This window comes from Sphingobacterium paucimobilis HER1398 (assembly GCF_000416985.1).
Taxonomy (GTDB): Bacteria; Bacteroidota; Bacteroidia; order Sphingobacteriales; family Sphingobacteriaceae; genus Sphingobacterium; species Sphingobacterium paucimobilis.
In genome coordinates this window covers 217,775-233,488 of sequence record NZ_ATDL01000003.1, presented here as the reverse complement: position 1 = coordinate 233,488, position 15,714 = coordinate 217,775, and the positions used below count along the sequence as shown (strand labels likewise).

Sequence of the window (15,714 nt, the reverse complement as noted above, 5' to 3'; positions counted from 1 at the left end):
AATTAAAAGCTGGAAGAGCCGTGTTCTTATCGAGGAGTTGATCCGCTCCGTTGGTTTGGAGCATCCCGACTAGTCGGGAGTGGTCACTGGTTCGAGCCCAGTAATTCCCACGATATTTTAAAGCATCAGTTTACTGGTGCTTTTTTGCTGTATACCAATTTTGAGCTTTATGTTCACTGTTTACATTCTTTATTCTGTAAGTCTTGATCGCTATTATGTCGGTTTCACGGGTAATCTGGTTGAGCGCCTGCGTCGGCATAATTCGTATTCCAAGGGGTATACTGGTCGGGCCAAAGATTGGGTGGTGGTCTATCGGGAAGCCTTTGCGGATAAATCTGCTGCAATGGAACGGGAGGGTGCAATTAAAAGCTGGAAGAGCCGTGTTCTTATCGAGGAGTTGATCCGCTCCGTTGGTTTGGAGCATCCCGACTAGTCGGGAGTGGTCACTGGTTCGAGCCCAGTAATTCCCACGATATTTTAAAGCATCAGTTTACTGGTGCTTTTTTGCTGTATACCAATTTTGAGCTTTATGTTCACTGTTTATATTCTTTATTCTGTAAGTCTAGACCGCTACTACATTGGTTTCACAGGTAATCTGGTTGAGCGCCTGCGTCGGCATAATTCGTATTCCAAGGGGTATACTGGTCGGGCCAAAGATTGGGTGGTGGTCTATCGGGAAGCCTTTGCGGATAAATCTGCTGCAATGGAACGGGAGGGTGCAATTAAAAGCTGGAAGAGCCGTGTTCTTATCGAGGAGTTGATCCGCTCCGTTGGTTTGGAGCATCCCGACTAGTCGGGAGCGGTCACTGGTTCGAGCCCAGTAATTCCCACGATATTTTAAAGCATCAGTTTACTGGTGCTTTTTTGCTGTATACCAATTTTGAGCTTTATGTTCACTGTTTATATTCTTTATTCTGTAAGTCTTGATCGCTATTATGTCGGTTTCACGGGTAATCTGACTGAGCGCCTGCGTCGGCATAATTCGTATTCCAAGGGGTATACTGGTCGGGCCAAAGATTGGGTGGTGGTCTATGAGGAAGCCTTTGCGGATAAATCTGCTGCAATGGAACGGGAGGGTGTAATTAAAAGCTGGAAGAGCCGTGTTCTTATCGAGGAGTTGATCCGCTCCGTTGGTTTGGAGCATCCCGACTAGTCGGGAGCGGTCACTGGTTCGAGCCCAGTAATTTCCACTATATTTGAAAGCATCAGTTTACTGGTGCTTTTTTGCTGTATGCCAATTTTGAGCTTTATGTTCACTGTTTACATTCTTTATTCTGTAAGTATAGACCGCTACTACATTGGTTTCACAGGTAATCTGGTTGAGCGCCTGCGTCGGCATAATTCGTATTCCAAGGGGTATACCGGTCGAGCCAAAGATTGGGCGGTGGTCTATGAGGAAGCCTTTGCGGATAAATTTAACTCTAATGAGTCGCAAGAGCAATAAAACTTGTTGCTGAGGTTCGGTAAAGCGGCGGCTGGGCAACTTATAGATAAACGGTTAATTTGTACTCAGTCTAATTTAAGACTTTTAGTTTGCTACATGAAGCTTTATTTGTTATTTCTTTTGCTCTTTATCTATTCTTCGAATCTTACAGCTCAGATTTCTTTATCGGGGAAAGTCTATTCTCCTCAGGGAAAGGTTTTAGATCAGGTTAATGTACAGTTGCTGTCTTTACCAGATTCCTCCATTACTATGGAGCAGAAGACTGCTGAAGATGGCGCTTTCTTCTTTAATCTGAATAAGGCTGGTAACTATACACTACGTTATTCGCATTTGGGGTATGAGACGTTGTTGAGCAAAAACTACGCTTTGCGATTAGGCGATAGAACCGTAGCTATTCCGGTGATACTCTCCCCACAGGCAGTCATTCTTGACGCTGTTGCTGTAAAAGGTAAAGCTCCATCTGTTCGACAGTATATGGATAAAATGGTAGTCGATGTTGCGGAGAGTGTCGTCAGTGAAGGTAACAATGTCCTCGAACTTCTTGAAAAGACTCCTGGTATTGTTTCGGATGGTAAAGGTAACTTTTCTATCCAAGGAAGAGCAGGAGCGAAGGTAAAGATAGACGGAAGGGATATTTATCTTGCAGGAGCACAGTTGGCCGCTTTACTACGGGGTATGCAGGCTTCCGATATCGCTAAGTTGGAACTTATGGCTAATCCTTCTTCCAAAGAAGATGCTTCGGGCACAGCAGGATCTATTAATATAGTAACGAAGAAAAATCGTAGACTGGGGCTTGGTGGCGATCTATTTGCCAGAGCTGGACAGTCACGTAGACCTGAGGGCAGTGTAGGTGGAGGATTACATTTTAAGAATGACCGACTCAATACTTTTGTGAATGCATCTGTGGGGCGTGAAGAGTCGAAGCAGCATAGTATAACGGAGAACAGGTTTTATAGCAATGGAATGCTGAGCAGAGTCCAGAAGCAGCAAGAAGAGCGGACATTGAACCCGGGACGATACCACAGCGTACGCACGGGAGCTACTTTTGAGATTGATACAACGAGTACTATCGAAGCCAGTATCAACTGGATTAAAGGGACATTTATTTCAACTTCTGCTATTCATACGGAGACTGAAGTGACGGGGACATCAACTTCTGCCGAAACAACCAATACCTTCGATGAAGGGTACAACAACCTAACATTTAATGTTAACTATGCCAAGAGGTATTCTAATGAAGAACATTTTCTAAAGGTGAACGTTGACTATGCGCCACATACGAATAAGTATGACAATATGTATCGCACACAGTTTGTGGGTACTACGACTGCTGTGGAAAATATCTCCGCGAGAAAGAATGTTCAAGATTTAAGTAACACAACTTATACGGCACGTGTAGATTACAGTAAGCCTTATGATAACTCTAAGTTGGAGGCGGGTTACAAGTTCACCCATTTCTTTATTGACAACAGTGTTCATAATGATACGCTTGTACAGGAGAAATGGGTGGTCGATAATAACAGCTCAAATAATTTTAAGTACACACAACATGTACAAGCTGGGTATCTTATCTACTCGGGGAAAAGTGGAAAATTTGAGTATCAAGCGGGGCTGCGAGGAGAATATGCTTATATCGAAACGGTGCAAAAGACGCTAGATAAGAAGCATCGCAAGAACTATATGGATGTCTTTCCTAATGCTTTTGCCTTGTATAATCTAAATGAGAACAATTTTTTGCGGACTTCTTTTGGCAGTCGTATTGAACGGCCTGGCGACCATGATGTCAATGTATTTAGGGTATATGAGAATGCCTTCTCTTATTATGAGGGTAATGCTGATTTGGAGCCAGAGCGTAGTTATATCGTCGAATTGGGACATGGATTTAAAAATAAACTGTTTACCACATTGTCGACCAGTTACGGTAAAAACGTGATTACTTGGATAACAAGGGGAGCAAAGGAAGAGAACATGACATTCAGTACGCCTGAAAATATCGGACGCTTTATTAATTATAGTGCGAATGTAATGTACAATAGTTCGTTTACCTCTTGGTGGGCGGGAAGTCACTATATCAATGCTTTTCACAATAAATACACAGGCGAAGTCGACGGTATTGACTTGGATTCGGAGGGATCAAGCTGGTCATTCAATTCCAAACATACATTGCAGTTGAAATGGGGAATTCGGTCTGAGTTATTAGGCTATTATAATTCTGGTGTCACGACGGGGGTACAGCTTAAGGAAGCGACCTATGGAATGGATCTCGGCGTAGAAAAGAAGTTGATGGACGACCGTGCGATGATAAAATTGGCTGTTAATGGTCTGATTCGAAATGGAAATCCGAGGTTGACCAGTACATATGATAATTTGACATTATATCATTCGGCCTATCCCGATAATAGAAAGGTTTTATTGTCCCTTAGCTATCGCTTTGGCACATAATAACATAGTCAATAATTCAGTAGATATGAGTAAAACGGAAAAAGCAGTGATTGCGTTGCTACATGAGCGGAAGGTCTTCATGGATGTGGAAGAAATATTTTTATTGTTGAATCCTGCAGCAAAATGTTATAGCTATGCGGCAGTATACCATAGTGTACGGACATTGCGGCAAAAAGGTGCCATTATCAGTGAGAGTAGACCACTGGAACGAAGGAAGTATTTTCGTATCAGTAAGGACTGGATTGGGAATGATATCGAATCTTAAATATTATTTATAATAAATCTAAATAAATGTATATTTGCGATGATTTGGAGACGCCTCATAGCAATACAAGTATATCGATCAATGCCGAGACATTTGACACTCTGTTTCAGGAATACTGGAAGAGAATGTATGTATTTGCATTGAAGACAATGGAAGATGAGGACGAGGCAAAAGAGATTGTTCAGGATGTTTTCAAATCATTGTGGGAGCGAAGGGAGACGTTGAATATTAAAGATGTGGAACGATATCTGTTGAGATCGGTCAAATTAAAGTCGCTAGAACATATTAGAAACAAATGTACACGACAACGGCACCACGAGGTGATACAGACACAGTCGCAGGTGATGTACGAGGATCAACAATTACAAGTCAAAGAGTTGGCTTCTAAGTTGAATACAATTGTGGAGGGGTTGCCAAGACAATGTAAAAATGTTTTTAAAATGAGTAGGGAGCAGGGACTAACAAACAAAGAAATTGCACAAATACTTCTTATTTCTGAGCGAGCTGTAGAATATCACATTAGCAAAGCCCTGTTGGTATTGCGTACTAATCTTGCTGAACAAGATTGATGCAGCTACATATAATATAACAGTATAGTTTTGTATTTTTGTGTATAAAATAGAAATGGACATCAATAAAGCACTCTTAGAAAAATATGAGCTTGGTCAGTGTACTGATCAAGAGCTTGCTGCTGTCCGCGATTGGCTGGATAATGAGGATTGGGGAGAATTGGACTTGAAGAGCGAGGTAGATGTCACTATTAAAGAGGATATGTGGGCAGATATCTCTGGTTCAATGGATATTTCCGACAGTCCGCCCCTTAAACAGCTCCGTCACAAAATCTTCTCTATAAAGAGATATTGGTCTGCCGCTGCTGTCGTCTGTATTCTTATATTAACAGGTGTCTTTTATTATTCTTATAAGGCTGATGAAGAGTTTACTGTATTCCAAGCGGCTAATGTGGAGTCTAATGTCATCTCCTTTTCCAAGGATTATTTTGATGTGGCGTTGAGTGCCAATAGTGAGGCTAATATTGACTTTGAATCAGGAAATATATCGCTGATAGGGAATATCATGTTGGCGCCCAAGCGTGATTTTGTTCTGCAGGATGAACGTAGTAACGAGTCTTTTAATTTTAAGCGTGGAGAAGTATATTTCGTCTCGGAACGAGAGGGACAGAAGAAGCTTATCATCTTGTCAAAACGAGAAATAATGTTTTTGCCACCGGTGATACAACGTAGAATCAAGCAGCAGTTTCATATTTCCTAACTATTCATGAAGTATTTCCTTCCTTTTTTATATATCGGATTTTTAACGAGTTTAGGGTTGTTTTTCTCCTGTACCTCGTCAAGTTCTCCCGCAACTTTTTTGCCTGATTATGCGTTGTACCTTTTGAATGAGGATGGGACAAATAGTTTTTTATTGAAAGAGAGCCTGAAAGATGACCAAAAGGAAATCGAAATCCCCATACCTTCAAAAGAATTTACGAGGGAGTATATCCAAAAAGGTGGGGTGTTTTATCATTTCAATGAATGGAATAGCCACTTTATACGTTATCAATTGGATGATAATAAGCATATGGTGGCGGTAGATTCAATTCAATTTAAGGATGGTTATTTGGAGAACTATCTTTGGAAAGGAGATACAGACACATTACTGCTTTTTATAGTAGAAAAGAAAACCACTGCTCGTGCTCGTATGTATATGGTCGATACCAAAGAATTTAAGTTGATACGTGACGAGGCTTTACCGTTTCCAGCATCAGTAGCAGATTTTAATCTCTTGAGCATAGGTTTGGTAGACTTTGTGGATGACAAGTTGTGGATGGCGTATTGCTATTCGAAGGTGCTGACGATAGATGACTATACAACTTCGGATACGATGTATTATGCAACCCTTGATTTTTCATCATTCGACATTGTTAATCTGCAAAAAGATACTCGATCGTCCTATCCTGGGGGCATTAATACCGTGCAAAGCTATAGCTTTCGAGATGATCAGGGCGACTTTTATTTTATGAGCTGTCCTGGTGTGGCACTAGGCAACAATCTGTCCAAGCCGACAGCGATCTTTCGGAAGAAAGCAGGTTCGCAACAGGTAGATACATCCTATATGCTGGACGTTTCTGAACGTATTCTTAATCATGCTTACGGTTTTTGGTATGTAGGTGGACAAAAAGCTATTATTAGAAGCGAGCAGCGTGATCTATATACAGATTTCTCCAATCATCACTCGGTCTTTCAGTTTGAATACTATCTCGTGGATCTTGCTACGAAAAAACTGGAGAAGATAAATATACCTTTAGACAAAGGTACCCGTAAGGAAAATGTTCTGGTTCAAGATGGTTATGTCTATTTTGGTATTGACAGCGATGGCAAAAAGCACGAAGTATGGCGTTATACCCCTGCCAATGGAAAAACGGATAAGGTTTTTTCTGCTTCAAAATCAGTGAATTATATTCTTCGATTAGATTTTCTTAAATAAAATCTATTTTTTTTATTTCCAACCTTCGGTTTAGCGCTACATAGGCTACATACCTATGTATAATTAATCTAAATAAGAATGCTGGATTTGAGATGGAAGCTGGTGCTTCTATTTACAATAGGAATATTGTCGGCCAATGGCCAAGAAAGAAGTGTTGACGGTATAGTTCGCTCTATTGATGAGCAAGCTCTTGTTGGAGTAGGTGTTAAGATTGTAGAGACAGGGCAGCAGACGCAAACAGATGGGAAAGGGTATTTTTCTTTTAATCGACTTAAATCAGGGCACTATAGCTTGCAGGTTCAAGCTGTAGGATATGATACCTTAAAGCAGAAAATAGAGGTTTTGGACGGTAAAAACCCATCCTTGAAGCTCGTGATGATTAAGCGTAATCAAGAGATTCAAATCGTCGACGTCGAGGGGCACAGTAAGGCGCAGGCAATAAGAGAAACAGGATTTAATGTTAATGTAATCGAAACAAAAGCCTATGCAAACACTAACTCTGATGTCAATCAAATCTTAAATCGGAGTACAGGCGTCCGTATTAGAGAGCAAGGAGGCCTTGGTTCTAATTTTAGTTTTTCATTAAATGGACTTTCTGGCAATCATATTAAGTTCTTTATTGATGGGATACCTTTGGAATCTATGGGTTCAGGGTTGACCTTTAATAATATACCCGTAAATATTGTCGAACGGATTGAAGTGTATAAGGGGGTGGTACCCGCTTATCTGGGTTCGGATGCGCTGGGGGGAGCTGTCAATCTCGTGACTAATAGAGATCGTAATAAATTTATGGATCTAAGTTATAGTCTGGGATCCTTTAATACACATCGATCGGCGCTGAGTACCGGGTACAAGGACCCGAAAACCGGCTTAACTTTTAATCTGAACGCCTATCATAATTATTCGGACAACAATTACAAGATGCATACCAATCCCAAAGCAGGGGTGTGGTTAGAAATTCCTGTAAAGGATGCAAATGGACAATATTCTTCGTATGATACCCTGTCTTCTGCTCGCAGATTTCACGATGCTTACCAATCTTCTATGGGACAATTGGAAGTGGGGATTCGTGATAAAAAATGGGCAGATGTAGCTGTATTAGGCTTTACCTATGCCAGTACAGATAAGGATGTACAGACAGGAGCTACACAGGACCGACCATTTGGTATGGTGGATAGCAAGACCCAGAGTTATACTCCTAATGTCAGGTATAGAAAAGATCGGCTATGGTTAGACGGACTGTCTGCAACGATGTACGGCAATCTAGCTTATAGCAATACTGTTATCACGGATACAAGTTCTTTCAATACCTATATGTGGACAGGTGATCCAGTGGATTTGGGTAAGCCTGCCAAAGGAGAGCTGAGGGATCGTAAATCGAGGCAGCATCAGAAGAACAACAATCTTTTTGGTCAGGTAAACCTGATGTACACACTCTCTCCAAAACACATATTTACACTCAATCACAATATCAACAGTAATGAGAGAGAGGCCTATGATGAGATAGATCCCTACGACGATTATTATAGCAAGACTAATCGTATGACACAGCAAGTAACAGGTTTGAATTATCAACAACTGTTGTTTGACAAGCGGCTGAACAGCTCTGTTTTTGGAAAAAGGTATGGAGTAATGGGTAAAAGTCAGGTCGGACAGGGGGCTAAAGTGTCGAAAACGACAGACTATTATGGATATGGTGCAGCGGTAAGTTACAAAATCTGGGAGAGTCTCGCGGTAAAAGGGTCATATGAAAAAGCCTTCAGATTGCCAAGTTTTGTAGAACTGCATGGGGATGGTATCAGTATCGACCCCAGTTCCAACCTTCGGCCAGAGAATAGTAATAATTTTAACCTCTCTCTAAACTACAATGTCGGTAGGGAAGAACACCAGTTTTCTGTGGATGGAAGTGTTTTTTATCGTCACGCTAAGGATTATATTATCAATACGACCTATGAGGGGCCTCAGGGCTCCAGAAGATATTCGACCAATGAAGGAGGGGTGCGTATCAATGGGGCAGATACTGAACTGCGTTATTTGTATAGGGGAGGGGTATTCCGCGCTCAGGTCAATGTGAGTTACTACAATGCGATAGATAATGAAAAATATGAAAAAGGAACGGATCGGGTTAAACTTACCTATAAAAATCGTACCCCCAACGAACCTTGGTTATACGGTAATGCTGATATAAGTACTTTCATTAATAAACCATTTGGTCTAGGAGATGGGAATCTTTATTTGAACTATTATCTCCAGTTTATCAATGATTATTCGCTTAGCTGGTCTAAGTTGGCTGACAAATCCACAAAGGATTATATTCCTGCTCAGTGGCTTCATAATGTGGCGCTAACTTATTCTTTAGCCCATAATAAATACAACATCACTTTTGAGGGACGAAATTTGACGGATGAGATTGCTTATGATACATTCAAGCTCGAAAAGCCTGGTCGCTCCTTCTCCGTTAAGCTTAGATATTTGATTTCATATAAATAATAACTTTTAACATATGTTTGCTCAATTAAAAAAGGGACTGATTGTTCCACTTGCTTTAGCAGTTGCTTTAATTACTTCTTGTAAAGATTCTAAGAATGATGGGCCTGATTCGCCCAAACCGGAGGATCCGAATTTTATGATTTCCTATAGCACGGAACGTGGCGTATTCATGGTTCCTTTTCAAAACCTGATGACGGGAGAGATATCACCAGAGGGTAAGGGTACAGATGTGACGAGCATCTTTACCTGGCAAGAAAACAGATTTCAGAAAGGAATGTTTTTTTATCATTTAGATCCTGACGCTCGTAAGTTTGGAAAGTATAGTGCTGAAGGAGGAGTGGTCAAGACTGTGAAAACAATTCCGTTGGTAACTTTGACAAACTATTATCTAGGCTGGCATAATTGGATAGACGAGACACATGTTGCATTCGGCCCACGAGGTAGTAACGAATATGCGATCGTAGATGTCGAGAATATGGTTGTCAAATCTTCGGGGACTTTTGACACGGGTACTGCATTGCCGAAAGATCATCAGTTAAAACTGTATGCTATGGTTCCTCAAGGCGATAAGGTGGTGCTTGGCTATAGTCTGTATAATCAGGTGACTAAGGAAACTTATGATACCACATACACCGCATCGATGGATTTTCCAACATTCAAAAACTTTAAAGTTACAGGAAAAGATCTACGATCCAATCCAATTGGACCAGTTCGTAATGGTTATTTCCACCAATTTAAAGAAAAAGGATATACGTATCTAATGTCTTACACGATGCCATTTTTAGGAGGAGGTAGACCGCATATGCCAACAGGATTTTTCCGTATAAAAGATGGTGAACAGGCTTTGGATAAGGATTATTTTTTCAATATCAGTGCACAAAGAGGTGGTGATAATCAATTAGGAGTTGCTTATTTAGGGGATGGTAAAGCATTGGTTATTTCAGCTCATGATGTAGCTACTAATGTAAAGGAGAAGAATGATTGGTGGTATGCTGCAATGTGGGAATATTTAATTGTGGATGTAAACACACAAAAAGTAATCAAGAAACTGGATTTTCCACTGGTTACAAACTCAAGATCAGCTATCGTGCATAATGGAAATGTTTATATAGCTGTAAACGATCCTAAGGCAGATGCTATTTACATCTGGGAGTACAATCCGACAACAGACAAGTTGACACGTGGCGCTAAAGTTATCGGTGGAGACAATGACACTCCAATCTTGTTCAATTTGAATAAATAATTATTTTTTGAAAGTGTGTCCAAAAAGAGAGGTATTGGTTCCTTTCCTTTTGGACGCTTTTCTTTTTTATGTACTACCAAAGCCAATTGCCATTATACTGGCCTACTATATATGAAATCTGTCTTGCTTAAAATAAATGCTTGGTTACACCTTTGGTTGGGTTTAGTGTCAGGTATTATCGTTTTTATCCTATCGATTACCGCTTGCGTTCTTGTTTTTGAACATGATATCAAAGACCTGGTGTTTAATTATATTTCAGTTGATGAGCAGACTGCGGATGCTCAACTGCCTCCGAGTGTAATCCATCAAAAGATAAAAGAATTCTATCCAGATAAGGAGGTCTCTAGCCTTTGGTATTATGGCTTGGATAAATCTATAAAGGCCAGTATCGATCATAGTGATACCTTGCTGTATGTTAATCCCTATACAGGACAGATTTTAGCAGAGGTAGATCATGAAGACATTTTCCATTTTATGGATGAGGGACATCGACATTTGTGGATTGAAGGTAAACTGGGAAGACAAATTGTGGGCTGGGGAACTTTTGTTTTTTTCTTGGTGACGCTTTCTGGAGTAATCCTGTGGTGGCCCAAGAGGTGGACGAAGCGGGCTGCGAAGCAAAGTTTTACTATTAATTGGAAAGCTAAGCTAAAGCGTATCAACTACGATCTGCATAATGTGCTCGGTTTTTATTCCTTGTTGTTAGCATTGCTGATGGCGCTGACAGGCCTTATTATGGCCTTCCCATGGATGCGTAAATCGGTGATGTGGCTGAGTGGTGGTATGCCCCCTAGGCCAAAGGTGGAAAAGGTGGAGCCTGCGTTGACAGATCCAGTACTTCAGGATGCGCTCGTGGTAGCGGACAAGATCTGGTATAAGGTGCGTACCGAAATAGCATCACTAAACAAAGAGGCAGTCATTATTCATATTCCCGAAGAGGGTGAAGAGATGATCTATGCCTGCACAGATATGCATTCCGGAAGATGGAGGGATTTGCGGTTTGATAGAAATACAATCGATCTTCTGCCAAATTCACAAAAGCCGGTGCGTGAAGCGGGGACAGCGGAGTGGATCTCGAGGTCAAATTATGCGCTGCATACGGGTTTTATTGGAGGTATGTGGACAAAAATACTCTATTTTATCGCTAGTCTGATTTGTGCTTCCCTGCCGATTACGGGCTTTTATGTCTGGTGGGGCAAAAAGAAAAAGACAAAAAAGAAAGGGAAAATTAGGCGTCCGAAAGTTGAAGAAATATGCTCTTGATCACTGCATAATTAAAATTTTCTTAACTATCTGAAAATGATAAGTTAATCTTCGTTCTCTTTATTTGTATTAATCAACTATGAAGAGAGAAGTAGACTTGGTCGTTCTGTCCGACCTCCATTTAGGAACTTATGGGTGTAGAGCCAAAGAGGTGCTCCATTATTTGTATTCGATAAAGCCCTCCAAATTGATTCTAAATGGAGATATAATCGATATCTGGCAGTTTAAGAAAAGTTATTTTCCTGATCAGCACCTGCGTGTTATCAAATATTTGTTTGATATGGCGTATCAGGGAACAGAAATAATCTATGTTACGGGCAATCACGACGAAATGTTGCGTAAGTTCTCTGACATCAGCTTCGGAAATATAAAGCTCGTGGATAAGGTCGTCTTGCATCTGGGGAACAAGAAGGCTTGGGTGTTCCATGGTGATGTCTTTGATGCTTCGGTACAGCACTCGAAGTGGCTGGCTAAACTGGGAGGCTGGGGTTATGACATGCTGATACGGGTCAATAACCTTATAAATTGGGGGTTGAATAGAATGGGACGAGAAAAATATTCCTTATCTAAAAGAATAAAAAACTCTGTGAAAAAGGCTGTTAAGTTTATTGGTGATTTTGAACAAACGGCTTCCGAGCTCGCTATAGAAAGCCATTATGACTACGTGATCTGTGGACATATACATCAGCCCCAGATCCGAACCGTCGAGACGAAGAAAGGAAAATGTGTATATATGAATTCGGGAGATTGGATAGAAAACCTGTCCGCATTGGAATACAATAACCAAGAGTGGACCATGTTCCATTATGAAGAACAGAAGGACAAGCTTGGTAAGTATCCTTTGCACGAATCTCCGCTATCATATACATTGGAGAGCATTCTAGATCGTATTAAGGTCGAACGATAAGCGTTTCAAAAACGAACTATCTCATCAATTTGCTCTTGGACGAACTTATAGGTGCTGTCTTCCTGTAAGTTTCCTTCGCTATTCAATTCAGCCTGTATGCTGGGAATATGAATTTTTAATGGCATGACATGCATGCGCATATAGTTGCACACCCCCGTAAAATGATCTATTCCGCGGATATTGCCATATTTTCCAGTAGATACTCCTACTAGTGCTGCTTTTTTGTGATAGAAAGATACCGGATAGGCACAGGCATCGATAAAGGTTTTGAGCACGCCTGGATAACTTCCGTTGTACTCCGGTATGATAAAAACAAATTTCTGAGCCTTAGCGACTAATTCCTGAATAGGTGCAAAGGCAACTGAGCGCTTGCCATATAAGTCAGAGAATAAAATGTCATGTGGTAGATCGGTCAATGACAGTACTTGCCAATCTTCGCCTTTCTTGCACAATTCTTTTTTATAATATTCTGCGACTTTTAATGAGTTACTACCCAGTCGATTTGTTCCTGATATAATTAAATTCATTGTTATGTTGCTACTTATAATAATCAATCCACGAGTTTGTCAAATCGTAAACCAATTTTTTGTATCTTAGCATCCTGAGTGATAGCATCAGGAAGTTCTCAAATTTAGTAATTTTAACATCATTTAAACATTTCCTTAGTAATGGAAATGTATTTTTGAATGGAGAACATGCTTATAAACAAAAATTGTAAAAGGTTCGGTATCTCATGGGAAAAATAATTGCAATTGCAAATCAAAAGGGTGGCGTAGGAAAAACAACAACGTCTATAAATCTAGCGGCTAGTTTGGCTGTTTTGGAGTATAAGACGCTTCTAGTGGACGCTGATCCACAGGCTAACTCTACATCCGGAATTGGTTTCGATCCACGTAATATCAAGGCAAGCGTTTATGAATGCTTGGTCAATGATTTACCTCCGCGGGAGGCTATCCAAGCAACAGAGACTCCTTTTTTGGATCTTTTACCTGCACATATTGACTTGGTTGGGGCAGAGATTGAAATGATCAATCTTAATGAACGTGAGTACAAAATGAAGAAAATGTTGGATGAGGTAAAAGATGATTACGATTTCATTATCATCGACTGCTCTCCTTCATTGGGACTCATCACGATCAATGCACTCACGGGGTCAGACTCTGTCATCATACCTGTACAGTGTGAGTACTTTGCATTGGAAGGATTAGGAAAACTATTGAATACTATAAAGATTGTTCAAAACAGACTGAATACCAATTTAGAAATTGAAGGAATTCTTTTGACCATGTATGATGTGCGTCTACGCCTATCTAATCAAGTGGTGGAAGAGGTGCGTACGCACTTTACAGAACTTGTCTTCGAGACGATTATCCAACGGAATACACGTTTGAGTGAAGCTCCAAGTTTTGGTATATCTGTAATTATGCATGATGCGTCTTGTAAAGGAGCCGTCAATTATTTGAACTTGGCTCGTGAGATTCTACAGAAAAATGGTTTGGTTGAACAGAATAAAGAAAAAGCGATCGTATAAAAATGGCAGCATTACAACGTAAAACAGGGCTAGGTAAAGGTTTAGGTGCTTTGTTGCAAGATGAAATGAATGTTTCGTCAGCGTCGTCACAGAAAGATAACGGTGATCTAGGTGGAGCAGCGGCAGGGAGTATCAATTTTATTAAGGTGGAGCACATCGCCGTTAACCCGTTTCAACCGCGTACCGATTTTGATGAAGAAGCTTTACAGGAACTCTCTGAGTCTATTAAGCTACAGGGGCTGATTCAACCCATTACGGTACGCCAGGTTAGTAAAAATCAGTACCAACTGATCAGTGGAGAGCGTCGTTTACGTGCTTCTAAGTTAGCAGGTGTTACAGATATTCCGGCATATGTTCGTACGGCAAATGACCAACAGATGTTGGAAATGGCCCTGATCGAAAATATACAGCGTGAAAATCTAAATGCTATCGAGGTAGCATTGAGTTTTCAACGGATGATCGAAGAGTGTAACCTGAAGCAGGAAGAGCTTGGAGATCGGGTCTCGAAAAATCGTTCTACGGTAACCAACTATCTTCGATTGTTAAAGTTGCCACCAGTGATCCAAGCGGGAATTCGTGATGGACAGATCTCTATGGGGCATGCCCGTGCACTCATTAATGTTGGTGAAGTAGACAAGCAATTGTATGTGTTTCAGGAAATCATAGATAAGGGGCTTTCGGTCCGTATGGCAGAGATTCTTGTGCGCAACATACAAGAACAGTTGAAGCCTAAGAAAAATCAGAATGTAGGCAAGCAGTTAGATTTTCAGTACCAGAAAATAGAAGATGACCTGGCGTCAAGATTTTCTACTCGGGTACGTCTGAATTTAAAGAATGCACGCGGTAAGGGTGCTATCGAAATCCCTTTTGATTCCGAAGATGATTTAAGTCGTATATTAGAACTGCTTGATTGGTAATGCCCAGACTCTTAGTCGTTATATTTTTCCTGTTGTTGGCATCAGGTACTTATGCCCAAATAGATTCATTACAACAGCTGCGGGATTCAACAAAATTGAATTTAGATACAGCTGCGGTACAGGATTCTGTTAAAAAAGAAACTAGGAAGGAACGTAAAGAAAGAGAAAAGGCAGAAAAAGAGCGAGCAAAATATTATTATAAAGATATACTCAAAGACTCTACACGTCTGGCCATAGAGCACGTCTCGCGTGTCGCTTGGCGACGTTCGGCAATAGCGCCAGGATGGGGGCAGATAACGAACGGAGGCCGTTGGGTGTGGGTCAAATTGCCCATTATTTACGGCGGATTTATTACAGCCTATTTCGTTTTTGATTATTGGAACTATTATTATCAAATGTTTGCCAAAGAGGCAGCATATCGTATTGATAATTCTGGAGGCACAAACAATGTCGATTTGGAACGGATGAGTACAGAAGGTATCATTCGACAGAAAGATAATTTTAGGCGGAACCGAGATATGACCATTCTTGTCACGGCAGTATGGTGGGCTGGTAATGTCATCGAAGCTTATACAGACTCCATGTTACGTAATCGTTATAATATTGGGGATGATCTAGGCCTGAAGATATCGCCGACTTTTATGCCTACACAGACTATGGCCTACAAGCCTAATCTTACGAATTATTTTACACCAGGTGTGAAGTTGACATTTACTATTAAATAATTA

17 protein-coding genes and 4 tRNA genes are annotated in these 15,714 nt (G+C 40.7%); 20 read left to right on the top strand and 1 reads right to left on the bottom strand.

All coding sequences use genetic code 11. The annotated features are described in order from the left end of the window. The first annotated feature begins 33 nt into the window (after nucleotides 1–33). The 17 genes from M472_RS45385 (at nucleotide 34) to M472_RS25450 (ending at nucleotide 12,538) form a co-directional block, all read left to right on the top strand. Nucleotides 34–110 (top strand) — tRNA-OTHER (locus tag M472_RS45385). A 59-nt stretch (nucleotides 111–169) separates the two neighbouring features. Further along, on the top strand, nucleotides 170–433 hold the full coding sequence (locus tag M472_RS25510; RefSeq protein WP_021068657.1) for a GIY-YIG nuclease family protein: 264 nt from the start codon (nucleotides 170–172) through the stop codon (nucleotides 431–433). Then, a tRNA-OTHER gene (locus M472_RS45380) sits at nucleotides 394–470 on the top strand. Before M472_RS25510 ends, M472_RS45380 begins: the two co-directional genes overlap by 40 nt. A gap of 59 nt (nucleotides 471–529) precedes the next feature. Beyond that, entirely contained in the window at nucleotides 530–793 is a 264-nt protein-coding gene (locus tag M472_RS45945; RefSeq protein ID WP_021068656.1) for a GIY-YIG nuclease family protein, read from the top strand. After that, nucleotides 754–830: transfer RNA gene (locus M472_RS45375), tRNA-OTHER, on the top strand. Before M472_RS45945 ends, M472_RS45375 begins: the two co-directional genes overlap by 40 nt. A 59-nt stretch (nucleotides 831–889) precedes the next feature. Then, complete coding sequence (locus tag M472_RS25500) at nucleotides 890–1,153, top strand: GIY-YIG nuclease family protein (protein ID WP_021068655.1); 264 nt, start codon at nucleotides 890–892, stop codon at nucleotides 1,151–1,153. Next, nucleotides 1,124–1,190: transfer RNA gene (locus M472_RS45370), tRNA-OTHER, on the top strand. Before M472_RS25500 ends, M472_RS45370 begins: the two co-directional genes overlap by 30 nt. Nucleotides 1,191–1,249: 59 nt before the next feature. Next, nucleotides 1,250–1,444, top strand: a complete 195-nt coding sequence (locus tag M472_RS25495) for a GIY-YIG nuclease family protein (protein ID WP_022829243.1) — start codon at nucleotides 1,250–1,252, stop codon at nucleotides 1,442–1,444. Between the two features lie 96 nt (nucleotides 1,445–1,540). Beyond that, nucleotides 1,541–3,886, top strand: coding sequence for an outer membrane beta-barrel family protein (locus tag M472_RS25490; protein ID WP_021068653.1), 2,346 nt, complete (start codon nucleotides 1,541–1,543; stop codon nucleotides 3,884–3,886). Between the two features lie 25 nt (nucleotides 3,887–3,911). Next, entirely contained in the window at nucleotides 3,912–4,151 is a 240-nt protein-coding gene (locus tag M472_RS25485) for a helix-turn-helix domain-containing protein (protein WP_144062628.1), read from the top strand. Between the two features lie 26 nt (nucleotides 4,152–4,177). Beyond that, the gene (locus M472_RS25480; RefSeq protein WP_021068651.1) at nucleotides 4,178–4,720 is read left to right on the top strand and encodes an RNA polymerase sigma-70 factor; all 543 of its coding nucleotides are present in this window, start codon (nucleotides 4,178–4,180) and stop codon (nucleotides 4,718–4,720) included. 55 nt (nucleotides 4,721–4,775) lie between these two features. Then, nucleotides 4,776–5,420 carry a hypothetical protein gene (locus M472_RS25475; RefSeq protein ID WP_021068650.1) on the top strand — a complete coding sequence of 215 codons (645 nt, stop codon included), beginning with the start codon at nucleotides 4,776–4,778 and terminating at the stop codon, nucleotides 5,418–5,420. A 6-nt stretch (nucleotides 5,421–5,426) separates the two neighbouring features. After that, a complete protein-coding gene (locus M472_RS25470; protein WP_144062627.1) occupies nucleotides 5,427–6,635 on the top strand; it encodes a hypothetical protein in 1,209 nt (402 codons plus the stop codon). A gap of 78 nt (nucleotides 6,636–6,713) precedes the next feature. Beyond that, the gene (locus tag M472_RS25465; protein ID WP_021068648.1) at nucleotides 6,714–9,125 is read left to right on the top strand and encodes a TonB-dependent receptor; all 2,412 of its coding nucleotides are present in this window, start codon (nucleotides 6,714–6,716) and stop codon (nucleotides 9,123–9,125) included. 13 nt (nucleotides 9,126–9,138) lie between these two features. Next, nucleotides 9,139–10,368, top strand: a complete 1,230-nt coding sequence (locus M472_RS25460; RefSeq protein ID WP_021068647.1) for a hypothetical protein — start codon at nucleotides 9,139–9,141, stop codon at nucleotides 10,366–10,368. Between the two features lie 111 nt (nucleotides 10,369–10,479). Beyond that, nucleotides 10,480–11,631, top strand: coding sequence for a PepSY-associated TM helix domain-containing protein (locus M472_RS25455; RefSeq protein ID WP_031301295.1), 1,152 nt, complete (start codon nucleotides 10,480–10,482; stop codon nucleotides 11,629–11,631). Between the two features lie 79 nt (nucleotides 11,632–11,710). Beyond that, nucleotides 11,711–12,538 (top strand): UDP-2,3-diacylglucosamine diphosphatase, encoded by an 828-nt coding sequence (locus M472_RS25450; protein ID WP_021068645.1) that lies wholly within the window; start codon nucleotides 11,711–11,713, stop codon nucleotides 12,536–12,538. Nucleotides 12,539–12,543: 5 nt separating this feature from the next. Here M472_RS25450 and M472_RS25445 read toward each other — a convergent pair whose 3' ends face one another. Continuing rightward, on the bottom strand, nucleotides 12,544–13,065 hold the full coding sequence (locus tag M472_RS25445; RefSeq protein ID WP_021068644.1) for an NADPH-dependent FMN reductase: 522 nt from the start codon (nucleotides 13,063–13,065) through the stop codon (nucleotides 12,544–12,546). Between the two features lie 206 nt (nucleotides 13,066–13,271). On the opposite strand from M472_RS25445, the gene M472_RS25440 reads away from it, so the two are divergent. The 3 genes from M472_RS25440 to M472_RS25430 are packed head-to-tail and all read left to right on the top strand — an operon-like array spanning nucleotide 13,272 to nucleotide 15,711. Continuing rightward, on the top strand, nucleotides 13,272–14,069 hold the full coding sequence (locus M472_RS25440) for a ParA family protein (RefSeq protein ID WP_021068643.1): 798 nt from the start codon (nucleotides 13,272–13,274) through the stop codon (nucleotides 14,067–14,069). A 2-nt stretch (nucleotides 14,070–14,071) separates the two neighbouring features. Continuing rightward, a complete protein-coding gene (locus tag M472_RS25435) occupies nucleotides 14,072–14,986 on the top strand; it encodes a ParB/RepB/Spo0J family partition protein (RefSeq protein ID WP_021068642.1) in 915 nt (304 codons plus the stop codon). Continuing rightward, complete coding sequence (locus M472_RS25430) at nucleotides 14,986–15,711, top strand: DUF5683 domain-containing protein (protein WP_021068641.1); 726 nt, start codon at nucleotides 14,986–14,988, stop codon at nucleotides 15,709–15,711. The genes M472_RS25435 and M472_RS25430 overlap by 1 nt, the downstream gene beginning before the upstream one ends. The last annotated feature ends 3 nt before the right edge of the window (nucleotides 15,712–15,714 follow it).

Excerpts from the sequence above, each read along its gene's own strand:
- M472_RS25510 (WP_021068657.1), top strand. The coding sequence starts at position 170 with ATGTTCACTGTTTACATTCTTTATTCTGTAAGTCTTGATCGCTATTAT.
- M472_RS45945 (WP_021068656.1), top strand. The coding sequence starts at position 530 with ATGTTCACTGTTTATATTCTTTATTCTGTAAGTCTAGACCGCTACTAC.
- M472_RS25500 (WP_021068655.1), top strand. The coding sequence starts at position 890 with ATGTTCACTGTTTATATTCTTTATTCTGTAAGTCTTGATCGCTATTAT.
- M472_RS25495 (WP_022829243.1), top strand. The coding sequence starts at position 1,250 with ATGTTCACTGTTTACATTCTTTATTCTGTAAGTATAGACCGCTACTAC.
- M472_RS25490 (WP_021068653.1), top strand. The coding sequence starts at position 1,541 with ATGAAGCTTTATTTGTTATTTCTTTTGCTCTTTATCTATTCTTCGAAT.
- M472_RS25485 (WP_144062628.1), top strand. The coding sequence starts at position 3,912 with ATGAGTAAAACGGAAAAAGCAGTGATTGCGTTGCTACATGAGCGGAAG.
- M472_RS25480 (WP_021068651.1), top strand. The coding sequence starts at position 4,178 with ATGTATATTTGCGATGATTTGGAGACGCCTCATAGCAATACAAGTATA.
- M472_RS25475 (WP_021068650.1), top strand. The coding sequence starts at position 4,776 with ATGGACATCAATAAAGCACTCTTAGAAAAATATGAGCTTGGTCAGTGT.
- M472_RS25470 (WP_144062627.1), top strand. The coding sequence starts at position 5,427 with ATGAAGTATTTCCTTCCTTTTTTATATATCGGATTTTTAACGAGTTTA.
- M472_RS25465 (WP_021068648.1), top strand. The coding sequence starts at position 6,714 with ATGCTGGATTTGAGATGGAAGCTGGTGCTTCTATTTACAATAGGAATA.
- M472_RS25460 (WP_021068647.1), top strand. The coding sequence starts at position 9,139 with ATGTTTGCTCAATTAAAAAAGGGACTGATTGTTCCACTTGCTTTAGCA.
- M472_RS25455 (WP_031301295.1), top strand. The coding sequence starts at position 10,480 with ATGAAATCTGTCTTGCTTAAAATAAATGCTTGGTTACACCTTTGGTTG.
- M472_RS25450 (WP_021068645.1), top strand. The coding sequence starts at position 11,711 with ATGAAGAGAGAAGTAGACTTGGTCGTTCTGTCCGACCTCCATTTAGGA.
- M472_RS25445 (WP_021068644.1), bottom strand. The coding sequence starts at position 13,065 with ATGAATTTAATTATATCAGGAACAAATCGACTGGGTAGTAACTCATTA.
- M472_RS25440 (WP_021068643.1), top strand. The coding sequence starts at position 13,272 with ATGGGAAAAATAATTGCAATTGCAAATCAAAAGGGTGGCGTAGGAAAA.
- M472_RS25435 (WP_021068642.1), top strand. The coding sequence starts at position 14,072 with ATGGCAGCATTACAACGTAAAACAGGGCTAGGTAAAGGTTTAGGTGCT.
- M472_RS25430 (WP_021068641.1), top strand. The coding sequence starts at position 14,986 with ATGCCCAGACTCTTAGTCGTTATATTTTTCCTGTTGTTGGCATCAGGT.